The organism is Acinetobacter sp. GG2 (assembly GCF_000292385.1).
GTDB classification, from domain to species: Bacteria; Pseudomonadota; Gammaproteobacteria; order Pseudomonadales; family Moraxellaceae; genus Acinetobacter; species Acinetobacter seifertii.
The window spans coordinates 106137-121697 of sequence record NZ_ALOW01000031.1; the positions used below are offsets into that span (position 1 = coordinate 106137).

The window sequence follows — 15561 nt, forward strand, 5'->3', positions numbered from 1 at the left end:
ATTAATCTATATTTGAAATTAAACTGAAAAATAGGGTTTGGTGATTTAGCTTAAGCATTGTTTATCACCATCAATCGGTAAGATTTGACCTGAAATTGAGCGACCACTGTCTGATGCTAAAAACAGGCATAAATCTGCAATATGCTTTGGATTGACAAAATATTTGAGCGACTGATTTTTCAGTGCATTTTGAGTCACTTCTTCAAGTGAGGTATGCGCTACATCGGCACGGGCCTGTAATACGCGTTGAACCCGATCACCATCGACTGCACCAGGAAGAATAGCGTTAACTCGAATATTGTCTGCACCAAGTTCCATAGAAAGCGTTTTGGTAAAACCGATCAGTCCCCATTTTGAGGTGGAATAGGCCAATCGATATGGATAGCCTAAGCGGCCAGCAATAGACGACATATTAATAATCACGCCTGCCTGTGCTTGCTTTAAATAGGGAATGGCTAACTGGGTAATTAAAAAAGTGCTATTAAGGTTTAAATTAATGACCGTATTCCAATCTTCAAAACTTAGCTCATCTGCTGCAACGGTCGGGCCTGAAATGCCTGTGTTATTGACTAAAACATCAATACCGCCAAGTTTCGAAATTGCTTGGCTAAACATCAGTTTAATTTGTTCATGGTCAGCCAAATCACACGTATGTATATGCAGCTTTGGATAATCTTGTTGAAACTGTTCTAGGCTTTTAGCACTAATATCACAAACGAAAACTTCATCATGATTGTTTAAAAATGCTTCGGCAATGCATCGTCCAATCCCTGAACCACCTGCACTAATCAATACTTTTCTGCTCATTTCCATTCCTTTGTTATTATCGTTTTGAGTTATTTACCTTGATAAGACGGTTTACGTTTTTCGATAAAAGCTTGAACGCCTTCATTTTTATCTTCGGTAGAAAACAGTAACTGGAATGCTTTTCGTTCTAGAGTTAAACCTGCATTTAATGGAACATCTTCGCTCATCAACGCAACTTCTTTAATTTGTTGCAGGGCAATAGGAGGCATTTTGGCTAGGCTTTGCGCCATTTGAATCGCAGTTGGAATAGTTTGGTCATCTTCTGTGACTTGTGAAACAAGCCCGATGGTATAAGCTTCTTCGGCTTTCACCATGGCACCCGTCATAATCATGCGCATGGCATGAAATTTACCCACAGCACGGAATAAGCGTTGTGTACCGCCAGCACCCGGCATTAAACCGACTTTAATTTCCGGTTGACCAAAGGTTGCGCCTTTACCTGCAATAATAATGTCAGCATGCATTGCAAGTTCACAGCCCCCACCCAATGCATAACCATTTACTGCAGCAATCACAGGTTTAGGGCACTGAGCAATCGCGTTCCAGTAACGTTCGGTATGACGCAATAGCATTTCTGTGGAGGTTGCAGTTGCCATTTCTTTTAAATCGGCACCTGCTGCAAAGACTTCTTCACTACCTGTGAGCACAACTGCATTGATCTCATCGTTAAAACTTAATTCGGTAAAAGCTTGTGCTAGTTGTTTGCGAACCTCTGTATTCAGTGCATTTTTTGCTTCAGGTCGGTTTATTTTTACAATCGCTATTTTTTGAATAGAAAAGTCGACTTCTACGAAATTATTCCCTATAGATACACTCATTTTTGAATCCCTTGTTTCGCATATCAAAACTATATTCCTTTTATGATGCTTATTTTGGAATTTATTTCAAGTCTTATTTAGTCTGTTATGGCGATTATGAACTATGAAATAAGCTAAGTGATTGATATTATGTAATGGTAATTTTATTAATTTCGTTTAACGAAATTAATTTTCAAAAAAGCTTGAAATTTGTATTTTCGTTCTCGTACTATGAAACACATCCGCAGTAAACAAGATTTAAAACATGGTATCCAGACAAGCTGGAGATGGCTGATGGGTGCGATGGAAATACATAAAAAGGGAGATCACAGATGATCCGTGATGAAGGGATGTTGGAGCAGTTACTTTCAACAATTCGAGATTTTGTAAAAAATGAATTGATCCCTCGTGAAAACGAAGTGGTAGAGAAAGACAAAATTCCAGATGACATTGTGCAGCAAATGCGTGAGCTTGGTTTGTTCGGCCTCACAATTCCCGAAGAGTATGGCGGCCTAGGCATCACCATGGAAGAAGAAGTCAGAGTTGCATTTGAACTTGGGCAAACTTCACCAGCTTTTCGCTCTTTAATTGGTACTAATAACGGTATTGGCTCAAGTGCAATTTTGATTGATGGCACAGAAGAACAAAAGCAAAAATATTTACCGCGTTATGCAAGTGGCGAAATTATTGGTTCATTTTGTTTGACCGAGCCTGAATCTGGTTCTGATGCGGCCTCTTTAAAAACCAGTGCGGTAAAAGATGGTGATTTTTATGTATTAAACGGTACCAAACGTTTTATTACCAATGCGCCCCATGCTGCAACTTTCACTGTAATGGCTCGAACCAATCCTGAAATTAAAGGGTCTGGTGGCATTTCAGCTTTTTTAGTTGAGGCCAATACACCAGGTATTACGTTAGGCAAAATTGACCAAAAAATGGGGCAAAAGGGTTCGCACACCTGTGATGTGATTTTTGAAAATTGCCGTGTGCCTGCTTCTGCATTGATTGGTGGCGTAGAAGGTGTCGGTTTTAAAACGGCCATGAAAGTGCTGGATAAAGGACGCTTGCATATTGGTGCATATAGCGTGGGTGTTTCTGAGCGTATGTTAAATGACGCATTGAACTATGCAATTGAGCGCAAACAGTTCGGTCAGCCTATTGCGAACTTCCAGCTGATTCAAGCCATGCTTGCAGACTCAAAAGCCGAGATTTATGCGGCTAAATGTATGGTCCTAGATGCAGCCCGCCGCCGTGATAATGGAGAAAACATTAGTACGGAAGCCTCTTGCGCAAAAATGTTTGCAACTGAAATGTGCGGACGCGTTGCTGACCGCTGTGTACAGATTCACGGTGGAGCGGGTTATATCAGTGAATATGCCATTGAGCGCTTTTATCGCGATGTGCGTTTGTTCCGTTTATATGAAGGAACCACGCAAGTTCAACAAATTATTATTGCCAAAAACATGATTAGGGAAGCTACTACCTAATAAAAAACAAATGCCATGAGGCATTGGATGCCTCATGTTCCTTCTGAGGATATGGACATGACAACAAATACTGTGACAGAAAATATGAGTAGCACTGAAGCTATTCAAACGCCCAAAAAGATTTGGATTACTGCATTTATATTCGCTTTTTTTACACTTTTATGTGATGGGGCAGATTTAGGTTTTTTGGCATTAAGCCTCACTAGTCTTAAAACAGAATTTCATTTAACTGGTGTGCAAGCTGGAACATTAGGAAGCCTGACTCTATTTGGCTCAGCCGTGGGTGGACTCATTGGTGGTTGGGCATGTGACCGTTTTGGTCGGGTTCGTATTATTGTTTTCTTTATTGCTTATTCTTCAGTTTTAACCTGTGCGCTAGGCTTTACACACTCTTATATGCAATTTGCAGTTTTAAGAACTTTTGGAGCGATGGGTTTAGGTGCACTTTATATTGCCTGTAATATTTTAATGTCAGAAATGGTTCCGACCAAACATCGTTCTACCGTTTTAGCAACGCTGATGACAGGTTATACCTTAGGTTCTTTATTAGCGACATTACTAGCAGGACACATTATTCCTGAACACGGCTGGCGTTTCTTGTATTGGATTGCAATTGCGCCTGTGGTGTTATCAATTTTGATGCACATATGTGTACCTGAACCTGAGTCATGGAAAAAAGCGCGTCAATTAAAAGCGTTAGAAATAGCTCAAAGTAGCCAACCTAAAAAACGTCAAAATCCATATCTTGAGATTTTAAGAGATAAAAAACATGGCACCATGTTTGTACTTTGGATTATTAGTACTGGTGCACTACAGTTTGGTTATTACGGCGTAAGTAACTGGTTACCGGCTTATTTAGAGTCTGATCTAGGCATCAAGTTTAAAGAAATGGCCATGTATATGGTCGGTACTTTCCTGATTATGATGTTCGCCAAAGTAATTGCAGGAATTGTTGCCGATAAATTAGGACGCCGCGCTGTATTCGCTTTTGGAACCATTGGTACAGCCTTATTTATTCCAGTCATTGTTTACTTAAATACACCAACCAACATTTTATGGATGATGCTGTTCTTCGGTTTCCTTTACGGTATTCCATATGCAATTAATGCCACCTATATGACAGAAAGCTTCCCGACTTCTATTCGAGGTTCGGCGGTGGGCGGCGCTTATAACATTGGCAAAGTACTTTCAATTTTCTCTCCATTAACAATTGGTTATCTATCGCAAAACGGTTCTATTGGTTTAGGACTTTTGGTGATGGCTGCGGCTTATTTTATCTGCGGTGTAATTCCATTGTTATTTATTAAAGACCGACTATTTAACCCGCAAAAGGCAGAGTGACAGATCAATCTGTCACCTTAAATTAAGGATGAAAAGGGATAAGTGAGATGATAAATAAAATCACCAGTGACATTGAACCGATTTTAAAAGCTATTCCTGATGGAGCAACCATCATGACAGGCGGGTTTGGTGTGACGGGGCAACCTGCTGAATTAATAGAAGCCTTAATCGATTTAGGAAAAAAAGAACTCACCATTGTAAACAATAATGCAGCTTCGGGTGACCGTGGCCTAACCAAGCTGATTATTGCCGGTTGTGTCAAAAAAATGATTAGCTCATTTCCGAAATCTGCAGGATCCACTGTTTTTCAAGACTTATATAGAGCGGGAAAAATTGAGTTAGAACTGGTACCGCAAGGTAATTTGGCATGTCGTATTCAAGCCGCAGGGGCAGGTTTGGGTGCTATTTTTACTCCGACTGGTTATGGCACTAAAATTGCCGAAGGCAAAGAAACCCGAACCATCAACGGTAAAAACTATGTGCTTGAATATCCACTTGAAGCTGATTTTGCACTGATTTATGCCGATAAAGCCGACCGCTGGGGCAATTTAACTTATCGCAAAGCGGCCCGCAATTTTGGTCCAATCATGGCAAAAGCCGCCAAGACCACGATTGTTCAAGTGAATGACACCGTAGAGCTAGGAACGCTTGACCCAGAGTGCATTATTACACCGGGAATTTTTGTTCAGCACGTTGTAAAAGTAGGAGATATCTAATGTCAGTTCAAAAGCGTTCTCGTGAAGATATTGCCAAACTCATTGCTAACGACATTCCGGAAGGTTCTTATGTCAATTTAGGCATTGGCTTACCAACCAACGTTGCTAAATTCTTGCCAAAAGACAAAGAAATTTTTTTACATTCGGAAAATGGTGTTTTGGCTTTTGGGCCTCCACCACAACCGGGTGAGGAAGATGAAGATCTGGTAAATGCCGGAAAAGAACTTGTCACTTTGTTAGATGGTGGATGCTTTATGCATCATGGTGACTCGTTTGACATTATGCGTGGCGGTCATTTAGACATTTGCGTGATTGGTGCATTCCAAGTTGCGGTCAATGGAGACTTGGCAAACTGGCATACCGGTAAAGCAGATGATGTACCTGCAGTTGGCGGTGCTATGGATTTGGCAGTTGGTGCAAAAACGATTTATGTCTATATGGAGCATGTGACTAAAAAAGGTGAGCCCAAAATTGTAAAAGAACTGAGTTATCCAATAACGGGTGAGCAGTGTGTAAACCGTATTTACACCGATTTATGCATTATTGAACTCAAGGACCAAAAAGCTTACGTCAAGGAAATGGTAGACGGCTTAACTTTTGATGAATTACAGGCAGTTACTGACTGTGAACTAATTGATGCACGTGTAGCCTAAATACACACGGAAAAAACGCTTCTTTAAGGATTAAAAGATGAAAAAATTAATTTTAGCTGCAGCTTGCGCTGCGGCTTCAGGGACTATTTTTGCAAATTCTTCAGATACCACAGAACAAAGAATTAATTTGCTAGAAACCGAGCTGCAAAAATTAAAAGCAGAACTTGCTGCTCAGAAACAAACTCAAAATAATTTACAGGTCAAACAGGTTAAGATCGAAGAGAACATTGAAAAAACTAAAGCAACGGTAACAGAAAAGCCTGTTGCTCCTTCATGGGTGACTTGGACGGATAACGTTAAGGTTTATGGTATTGCCCGTATTGATGCAGCGGTTGATTTTAAGTCATCACCAGACTCAGGGGGTAGAACGACCAGCAGTCTGTACCGAACACCTTTTGAAAATGAAAAACGTTCGAATCATGCACGCTCTGATGCCATGATTAATGCAAGCCGACTCGGTGTTTATTTTAATAGCCCAAATAAAGCTGTGACGGGAAATATTGAAGCCGATTTCTTTGATAGTTCTAACATGGGAACGGGGGATGGTAAATTCCGTATCCGTCATGCTTTTTTCACTTATAAAGACTGGACCTTTGGTCAAACATGGTCACTCATGTCTAACATGGAAACCCGTACAGAAGCTGTTGATTACACCCAATTTGTGGGAACTTCCTATACGCGTACCCCTCAAATTCGCTATGATTGGAAAATCGATGCGAATAATGATTTAAAACTAGCTTTGGAATATACAGGTTCGAGAGTCTCGGCATTGCCATCTTTAACGGGGCGCTATACTTTTAAACAAGGGCCTTTAACTGCTCTTGCGCAAGGTTTTATAAATGAAAAATCCGCAGATGTCGCAACTGCTACGGTGAAGAAAGTAAGCTGGGGTGCAGGAGGTGGCTTAAAATATCAACTCACGCCACAACAATCGCTGCAAGCAAATTATCAATATATAGTCGGTGATCAAAAATTTATGCCGTACACCACTCAGAGTGGACTGGCAAATTCAACAAGTTTAAATGCTGCGGGAGATTTCTCTTTAAACGAAGACAAAACAGATTTGGTGATGAATAAGTTGAATAGCGTCAATATTGGCTATTCATATAAATTTAATGAGCAATGGCGTGCGAACTTATCGGCCTCAATGTTTGATTATGATGATGACACGGCTTATGCCAAACTCAACCCAGATGCTAATAAACGCTTAACGGACTATGCTGCTAACGTCTTTTATTCTCCAATTGAGCAAATGGATATTGGGATGGAATATCACCAAGGCAAACGTGAAGTGTTCGATGGCCGAACCGCTGATGTGTCACGCATAAACTTTGTATCAATGTATAAATTCTAAAATAGGGCGTAATTAAAAATGGAAAAAATAGTTGAGCCCAATGCAGAAAATATACTGTCAAAAAGCTTTATTTTTATCATGGCAATGACATGTGGAATTTGTGCGGGTTCAAACTATTATAATCAGCCCTTAATTTATTCCATTGCAGAAGCATTAAAAGTCAATGCCGAACAAGTCGCCTTAACTATTGTGATTAGCCAACTGTCATATGCAGTTGGCCTTTTTATATTGGTTCCCTTAGGCGATTTCTTTGAAAAACGTAGTTATATTTGCTTGCTCATGTGTTGTACGGGCCTTGCACAAGTGGGGTTATCTTTAAGTCAAACTTTGCCAGCTTTATATGGCTTTACCTTTTTAGCAACATTCTTTTCGATTGCGACTCAAGTTTTAGTTCCTTTTGCCGCGGGTTTAGCCAGCCCGAAAAAAAGCCCTCAAGTTGTAGGGACTCTCATGAGTGGTTTGTTCTTGGGAATATTATTGGCACGTTCTATTGCAGGCTTACTTTCTACAGTTTGGTCTTGGCATGCGGTTTATTTAATTAGCGGAATTGTCATTTTGGTGTTTGCTTGGGTAATGTGGGTAAAGTTACCAGTGGCGCGAAAATCCCATCAACTCAATATTCTACAGATTTATGGTTCGCTATTTTCATTAGCTGTTCATCAGCCTCATTTACTACGCCGTGGTTTGGCAGGGGGAATTGGCTTTGGAATTTTGGCTCTCATTTTTACCACCATGACTTTTATTTTGGCGAATGAGCCTTATCACTTTAACGATTTCCAGATTGGTTTATTTGGTATTGTTGGCTTGGCTGGCGTGTTTGCGACCCCATGGGCAGGCAAGAAAATTGCAGCAGGCCTTGAAAATAGGATTGCATTGATTTGTATGGGACTATTAATGAGTGCATGGATACCACTATTTTTTGCACAGCAGTCTCTGCTTGCCTACGCTGTTGGTGTGATCATGGCGTACTTTGGGTTGTCAGCATTTCATGTACTCAACCAAAATCTGGTGTACCGGATTTCGGCCGAGGCACGTTCCCGTATTAATTCAATTTATATGACTTTATATTTTGGTGGAGCCGCCTTAGGTTCGTTTATTGCGGTGTATGCGTGGAAACACTGGGGATGGGAAGCATGTGTTGCTTTAGGTTTAGCAATGGCAATGTTAAGTTTTACGATTGATCGCTTAGATTTTTATGAAATGGGTAAGATTACCAAGCAAGAAAAAGCTCCATAAACAGGAGCTTTAAAATTTTATTATTTGCGAATAATCATTAAGGTTGCCGAAGCAAAAGCATACACCTTGCCGTTTTCATCTACGATTTTACCTTGGGTACTAATAATATTACGGCCCGCATTAATCAACTCGGCTGTCGCATAGTAAGACGTATCGACCTGCATAGGACGAATCATTTTTACATTTAAATCAATAGTTCCATAACCAACACCATGTTCAAGTAGGGTATGAGCTGCGCTGCCTGTTGCCGTATCTAAAGCTGTGGCGCAAAAGCCGCCGTGTACACCGCCTTGTATATTTCTATGTTCTTTGCGAGGGGTAACTTTATAAGTTGCTTTACCTTCGGAAACTTCAACGAGCTCCATCGGTATAGTGTGAGCCATAGGTGATGGTGAAACTTCACCATTTTTTAAAGCGGTTAAAAACTCAAGACCTGTGTATTTCGGGCTTTCCATAAATCGTCCTTGGGTGATTAAGCAGTCTAATCACCATACTATAAATTGAATTTTTACGGAATAAAATTTTGCAATACAAAATATAAATTTATTCTACTTAAAACGAGACTAATAACTTTTTATCTTATATTTGTATTTAAAACATATATCTATATTTTATTCCTATGGCTAAGTTACGATAATTTTATTAAATTAGTGAAAATATATTTTGCTATAAGAAATTTTTTGATATTTTGATGAGATTGAAACAATAAAAATCCATTTTAAGGAAAAACGATATCTGCCCATAACACAGGCAGAGAGGTGAAAGGAAAAAAACTATGCCTTTATACAAAGCTCCATTACGCGATATGCAATTTGTACTGCATGAAATGCTTCAAACAGAACAGAACTATCAAGGTTTAAGCAAATATCAGGAAAGCGTAAATCGAGAATTAATTGATCAATACTTAGAGGCAGCAGCAGATTTTTGTGAAAATGAATTGGCACCGATTAACCAAAATGGCGATCAAGAAGGCTGTCATTTAAATCAAGGTGTGGTGACAACGCCGAAAGGTTTTAAAGAAGCCTACCAAAAATATGCCGAGCTTGGATTTACCTCTTTAACCGCCGATCCGGAATATGGTGGGCAAGGCTTACCGACATTGCTACGAATTGCGATTTCTGAAATGTTATGTGGTTCCAATTGGGCGTGGGCAATGTATCCGGGGTTGTCTCATGGTGCAATGAGAACAATTGAGCACCATGGGACCGAGCAACAAAAACAAAAGTTTTTAACTAAACTCATTAGCGGTGTTTGGACCGGAACCATGTGTTTAACCGAATCACATGCAGGTTCAGACCTTGGGTTAATTAGAACAAAAGCAGAGCCAAATCCGGACGGTAGTTACTCCATTACAGGTGAAAAGATTTTTATTTCAGCAGGAGAACATGATCTTTCTGAAAATATTATTCATATTGTTTTAGCCCGTTTGCCTCAGGCGCCTGCGGGGACTAAAGGTATTTCTTTATTTATTGTGCCTAAATTTAATGTGAGTGATGACGGTCAGGTGTTGGACCGTAATAAAGTCGTTTGTAGTGCGATTGAACATAAAATGGGGATTCATGGCAATGCCACCTGTGTACTGAATTTTGATGACGCGAAAGGTTATTTGATTGGTCCGGAAAATCGCGGGCTCAATTGTATGTTTACCTTTATGAATACCGCACGTATTGGAACAGCCGTACAAGGGCTCGCTGCTTCTGAAATTTCATTTCAAGGCGCATTAAGTTATGCCAAAGAGCGTCTCGCTATGCGTTCGTTATCTGGTCCCAAATATCCTGAGAAAAATGCCGACCCAATTATTGTGCATCCCGCTGTACGTTCAATGTTAATGACACAAAAAGCTTTTTCTGAAGGTGGCCGCGCACTGGCTTACTTTCTGGCTCAGCATGTCGATATTGTGGAAAGCTCAAACGATCAGGTACAGCAAAAACACTCCGATGAATTATTGGCTTTTTTAACACCCATTGCTAAGGCCTTTTTAACAGAGTCGGGTAATGAGTCTGCAAAGCATGGTGTTCAAGTATTTGGTGGTCATGGCTTTATTGTTGAGCATGGCATGGAGCAAATTGTACGTGATGCACGTATCTCGACATTGTATGAAGGTACAACTGAGATTCAGTCTTTAGATCTACTCGCACGTAAAGTCCTCAAGTCGGAAGGCAAACTTTTAAAGAACATGACCGATTTAATTGATCAATTTATTAGTCAGTACCAATCAAATGAAGTCTTAAAACCTTATTTAGAAAAACTAGCTGAGCTCAAGCATCAATGGCTGTCACTGACCAAATCTATTGCAGAGAAAGCCAAGCACAATCCTGAAGAAATAGGGGCAGCTTCAGTGGATTATCTTTATTTTTCTAGTTACGTCGTATTCGCGTATTTGTGGGCTCGAATGGCACAAGTTGCCCATGAAAAATTAGAATCGGGTACACAAGAAGAAGCTTTTTATAAAGCAAAATTAACGACAGCTAAGTTTTTCTATCAAAAGCTTTTGCATCGTACACAGAGTTATGCCGCTTCTATTGATTCTGGAGCTGAATCTGTGATGGAGCTCGATCAAGATGCTTTTGCATTTTAATGAATCGTAATATCTAGAATCATTGGGTGAAATTGACATACGAAATTTTACCTATTGATTAAATTTGTAAATTTAGACTCATCAGTTTTTGGTAGGAAAAACCAGTTGAGTCAAATAAATAGAGGGTTAACATAAGCATTAAAACGTGAATTTTCATCAAATATTGATGTTGGACAAGGACTAAGGAAAGAAAATCATGAATGCTTATTATCAATTACTGAATAGAACAATTGGTCCTCAAGGTGAAGTGATTGCTCATTATTGCTCAACTGTTCATGCACAAGGGGCATGGAACCCTCATGAACAGCATATGGCGCCTGCAAGTGGCGTGATCGCAGTAGAGTTAGAACAGTTTTCACCACGACAAGATATGCGAATTGGTCGAATTAGTTTTGATATTTTTGGATTGATTGCATTTGGTGAATTTACGATTAAAACACATGTCATTCGTGCCGGTAAAACGATTGAATTGATTGAAGCGGAACTACAAGCACAAGGTAAAACTTGTATTGTGGCTAGAGCATGGCGCATGTGCACTCAAGACAGTTCCGAGATTGCTGGGCTTGAAGATCAACCAATTCATCATCCCGATACTTTTGCCGAATGGACAGGCATGAAAAGATGGCCGGGTGGTTTTATCCAGACATTAGTCACTAAAACTGATGATCAGCATCGTGCGGGCAAAGGCATTGTTTGGCTAAACAATGATAAAGAAATAGTTGAAGGGCAGCCGACCACAGATTTTGCGCATTTAATTGGCATGGTAGATACCGCAAACGGCATTGTCCCAAGACAAGAAGGAGAATTTACTTGGGGCTTCCCAAATCTTGATTTACAAATCCACATGCACCGTTATCCGCAAGGTAAATGGTTAGGTTTGGAAACCGTTCAGCAATATGGTTCGGATGGCATTGGTTTAACCAGTGCAGTTTTACATGATGTGTATGGTCCATTTGGACGAAGCGAGCAGATTTTGACTTTACGTAAAATGACTAAATAAATTTTTGAGCCAATAAAAAAGTCATCCCCAAGGATGACTTTTTTATTGAGATTTAATTGTTAGTTACGGACTTTTAGCAATGTTGGCGTAAGCTCATCCCAACGTTGTTTTGCAGCGTCCATTGCTTTCATTTTGATATGCCCATAACCGCGGACTTCTGCCGGTAATTTTGCAATTTGTTCAGCAACTGCCAAGTTATGATTGTCTGGTGCCTCAACAAGTGCTTCAACAAATGCGATGTAACGGTCACGCCAAGCTTGTTCATGTTGACGTTCTTCTTGACGCGCAAATGGGTCAAGGAAAGTTTCACGAAGCCATTGTAAGCGAGCGAGCATCATCATTGGGAAACGCATCCAGTAACCAAACGCACGTTTACGGACATTTTTCAGACCACCAAGTAACGCTGGTGGAGCAAGATGATAGGTTAAACGTAAGCCTTTACCGAATTGGGTTTCAATTGATTCTTTGAAGCTTTTACCTGTTAGTAGACGTGCAACTTCATATTCATCTTTATAAGCCATAACTCTGTAAAGCTGAGTTGCAATCGTACCTGTTAACTCTTCTGGTAACTTTTTAGCTGCCAATTCTACAAGCGTGCGGTATTTAGCTGCATAAGCTTCATTCCAGTAGTCTGTTAAACGAGCAGAACGGTCTTCAATAAGTTCAGCTAAAGTTTGCGGAGTTTTGGTTTTTGGCATTGCTGCAAGTAAACGAGCAGCTAAAGTCGGGTCACTTGCAAGATGACAACCTACACGGAAAGCTTCGAGGTTCTTTTCAACAGCCGTACCATTTAGGCGAATTGCTTTTTCAATACTTTCACGTAATAGCGGAATGCGACCAGATTGCCATGCCATACCGAGCAATAACTGGTTGGTATAAATTGAATCACCTAAGAGTTGTGTTGCAATACGAGCCGCTGGCAGAGAAACCAGTTGACCTTGACGAACACGACCACGAAGACGGTCAATTAAATCGGTAATAGGCGCATACCAGTCACGAGATTTAATAAACTCAGAAGTAGGGGTACTGTCTTCATTCACAATAACTAAAGCATCATCTTTTAAACGAGATAGAGCAGCGCTACCACCAGCGACTACGGCATCTGCACCGATGAGTAATTCACATTGACCCGCCGGAATTTTGGTAGAAGAAATTTGCTCATCACTTGCTGCAAGTTGAACGTATGAATAAACCGTACCACCTTTTTGGGCAAGGCCGGCCATGTCCATAACACGTGTTGCTTTACCTTCGAGGTGAGCTGCCATACCAAGCAGTGCACCAATAGTCACAACACCTGTACCCCCAATACCACCGACCATAATACGACTTGGAACGTCATATAACTGAGGAATAACGGGTGATGTTGGCCAGCCTGCACCAATACCTTCAAATTTAGCAGGACGTTTCATATCACGTGTATGAACAGTCACAAAACTAGGGCAAAACCCTTCAGCACAAGTGAAGTCTTTATTACAGCTACTTTGGTTAATTTGGCGTTTAGTGCCTAAAGCTGTTTCTACAGGTTCAATTGATAAACAGTTTGATTTTTTCGAACAGTCGCCACAACCTTCGCAAATATCACTGTTAATGTATAAACGCTCAGCTGGGTCAGGGTAGGCATCACGTTTACGGCGACGGCGTTTTTCACTGGCACAGGTTTGTACATAAATTAAAGCGGTTACACCTGAAACTTCACGTAGCTCACGTTGAACTGCATCAAGCTCATTACGATGGCGAATTTCTACACCCGCTGCAATACCGTCTTCTTCATTTAATAATTTAACTTCATCAGTTACAATTACTTGTTTTTTAATACCTTCGGCAGCGAGCTGGCGAGTTAACTGTGCAACGCTCAAATGCCCATCTACATGCTGACCACCTGTCATAGCGACCGCATCGTTGTAGAGAATTTTGTAGGTGATATTTGTTTTTGCAGCGATAGATTGACGAATTGCTAAGTAACCAGAGTGGAAATAGGTTCCATCACCAAGATTAGCAAAAATGTGTTTTTCATTGGTAAATGGTGATGCACCCACCCAACTTACACCTTCACCGCCCATTTGAGAGAATGTTTCGGTACCACGGTCAAGTGAAACGGCAATATAGTGACAACCAATACCACCTAATGCACGACTACCTTCAGGAACGACTGTTGAAGAGTTATGTGGGCAACCACTACAGAAATACGGTTTACGTTCAGCAAGATCAATAACACGTTTTGATTCTTGCTCTGCTTTTAGCAGTAAATCGATTCTGCTTTGGATTTGTGTTTTTAAGCTTTCTGGAATATCGAGTTTTAAGAAGCGAGCAGCCAGCATTTTTGCAATAGGTTCAGGCTGGTACTCATAGTGACCAATGAGCGGTGCCTCTTCAATAGAAGTACTCCATTCGCCTTTGCCGTCAGTTGCTTTACCAATCACATGTGGGCGTTTGCCATCAGGCAGTGAGTACAGCTCATCTTTAATTTGTGTTTCAATAATTGGACGTTTTTCTTCAATAACGATCAGTTCTTGTAAACCTTCAGCAAACTCACGAACGCCTTGTGGTTCTAAAGGCCAAATCAGTCCGACCTGATAAACACGTAGCCCAAGCTGCTGAGCAGTTTCATCTTCAATACCTAAAATGCGTAAAGCTTCAATGGTATCTAAATAACCTTTACCACTTGCAGCAATACCAATACGGGCATTTTCACAAGGCCATGTAACTGTGTTGATTTTGTTAGCGCGGGCATAGGCCAAAACAGCAGGTAAGCGATATTTATAAAGACGTTCTTCTTGCTGAATGCCATGATCTGGCCAACGAATATTAACGCCACCCTCTGGGAAATTGACATCTTCTGGTATAACCGGAGTAACACGGTCTAGGTCGACATGAACAGAAGCAGAAGTTTCAACAATTTCACTGACTAGCTTCATTGAAGACCAAAGGCCAGAAAAACGTGAAACAGCAATGGCGTGAACACCAAAGTCTAAAATTTGTTGAACGGATGTTGGGTAGAAAATTGGAATACCGCAACCAATCATGACATGTTCAGACTGGTGAGGGATTGTAGAAGATTTACATGAGTGGTCATCACCAAATAAAGCAACGACACCACCACGTTCAGAGGTACCAGCTAAGTTAGCATGGCGGAGTACGTCGCCTGAACGGTCAACACCCGGGCCTTTACCATACCACCATGAAGACACTCCATCATATTTGCCTTGGCCTGAAAGATTAACTTGTTGAGTACCCCAAATTGCGGTAGCAGCCAAGTCTTCATTTACGCCAGGTTGAAATACAACATTATGGGATTTAAGTAATCCTTGAACTTGCCAAAGGAAACTATCATAGTTACCAACAGGAGAACCGCGATAACCAGAAATAAAACCAGCAGTATGATAACCATTAATCGCGTCACGGCGAGTTTGGGCAAGAGGCAACCGAACAAGTGCCTGAATGCCGGTCATATATGCTGTACCGTTATCACTTACATATTTATCTTCAAGTGACACATCCTTTGTTGCAATAATATTTGGAGTGACTTTTGTAGCTATATTCATTTATATCTCCTTAGAATTTTTAGTAGCTCGGACTACTTTCTTTTTTCAAC

Annotated in this window: 12 protein-coding genes; 8 read left to right on the top strand and 4 right to left on the bottom strand. The window is 40.6% G+C overall.

Going from position 1 to position 15561, the window contains the following annotated elements; genetic code table 11:
• Positions 1 to 45: 45 nt before the first annotated feature.
• Entirely contained in the window at positions 46 to 807 is a 762-nt protein-coding gene (locus B554_RS0107905; protein ID WP_019457641.1) for an SDR family oxidoreductase, read from the bottom strand.
• Positions 808 to 836: 29 nt separating this feature from the next.
• Positions 837 to 1625, bottom strand: a complete 789-nt coding sequence (locus B554_RS0107910) for an enoyl-CoA hydratase (RefSeq protein ID WP_019457642.1) — start codon at positions 1623 to 1625, stop codon at positions 837 to 839.
• A gap of 311 nt (positions 1626 to 1936) precedes the next feature.
• Here B554_RS0107910 and B554_RS0107915 point away from each other — a divergent pair, with 311 nt between their 5' ends.
• Genes B554_RS0107915 through B554_RS0107940 form a run of 6 tightly spaced genes read left to right on the top strand, consistent with a single transcriptional unit; the run spans position 1937 to position 8391 of the window.
• Complete coding sequence (locus tag B554_RS0107915) at positions 1937 to 3091, top strand: acyl-CoA dehydrogenase family protein (RefSeq protein ID WP_019457643.1); 1155 nt, start codon at positions 1937 to 1939, stop codon at positions 3089 to 3091.
• 57 nt (positions 3092 to 3148) lie between these two features.
• Positions 3149 to 4432, top strand: a complete 1284-nt coding sequence (locus tag B554_RS0107920) for an MFS transporter (RefSeq protein ID WP_002048335.1) — start codon at positions 3149 to 3151, stop codon at positions 4430 to 4432.
• Between the two features lie 47 nt (positions 4433 to 4479).
• Positions 4480 to 5148, top strand: coding sequence for a 3-oxoacid CoA-transferase subunit A (locus B554_RS0107925; protein WP_002048307.1), 669 nt, complete (start codon positions 4480 to 4482; stop codon positions 5146 to 5148).
• The gene (locus tag B554_RS0107930) at positions 5148 to 5801 is read left to right on the top strand and encodes a 3-oxoacid CoA-transferase subunit B (protein ID WP_000116037.1); all 654 of its coding nucleotides are present in this window, start codon (positions 5148 to 5150) and stop codon (positions 5799 to 5801) included. Before B554_RS0107925 ends, B554_RS0107930 begins: the two co-directional genes overlap by 1 nt.
• Before the next feature lie 37 nt (positions 5802 to 5838).
• Positions 5839 to 7155: an outer membrane trimeric porin-like protein DcaP gene (gene dcaP, locus B554_RS0107935; RefSeq protein WP_019457644.1), complete on the top strand. Its 1317-nt coding sequence runs from the start codon at positions 5839 to 5841 to the stop codon at positions 7153 to 7155.
• A gap of 18 nt (positions 7156 to 7173) precedes the next feature.
• Positions 7174 to 8391, top strand: a complete 1218-nt coding sequence (locus B554_RS0107940; RefSeq protein ID WP_019457645.1) for an MFS transporter — start codon at positions 7174 to 7176, stop codon at positions 8389 to 8391.
• A 20-nt stretch (positions 8392 to 8411) separates the two neighbouring features.
• Here B554_RS0107940 and B554_RS0107945 read toward each other — a convergent pair whose 3' ends face one another.
• Positions 8412 to 8846 (bottom strand): PaaI family thioesterase, encoded by a 435-nt coding sequence (locus B554_RS0107945; RefSeq protein ID WP_000445634.1) that lies wholly within the window; start codon positions 8844 to 8846, stop codon positions 8412 to 8414.
• Positions 8847 to 9166: 320 nt separating this feature from the next.
• Here B554_RS0107945 and B554_RS0107950 point away from each other — a divergent pair, with 320 nt between their 5' ends.
• Both B554_RS0107950 and B554_RS0107955 read left to right on the top strand, forming a co-directional pair.
• Positions 9167 to 10969: an acyl-CoA dehydrogenase C-terminal domain-containing protein gene (locus B554_RS0107950; protein ID WP_019457646.1), complete on the top strand. Its 1803-nt coding sequence runs from the start codon at positions 9167 to 9169 to the stop codon at positions 10967 to 10969.
• Between the two features lie 196 nt (positions 10970 to 11165).
• Positions 11166 to 11969 (top strand): thioesterase family protein, encoded by an 804-nt coding sequence (locus B554_RS0107955; RefSeq protein ID WP_019457647.1) that lies wholly within the window; start codon positions 11166 to 11168, stop codon positions 11967 to 11969.
• Positions 11970 to 12028: 59 nt separating this feature from the next.
• Here the strand turns inward: B554_RS0107955 and B554_RS0107960 are convergent, their stop codons facing one another.
• Positions 12029 to 15511: an indolepyruvate ferredoxin oxidoreductase family protein gene (locus B554_RS0107960; RefSeq protein WP_019457648.1), complete on the bottom strand. Its 3483-nt coding sequence runs from the start codon at positions 15509 to 15511 to the stop codon at positions 12029 to 12031.
• Positions 15512 to 15561: the final 50 nt, after the last annotated feature.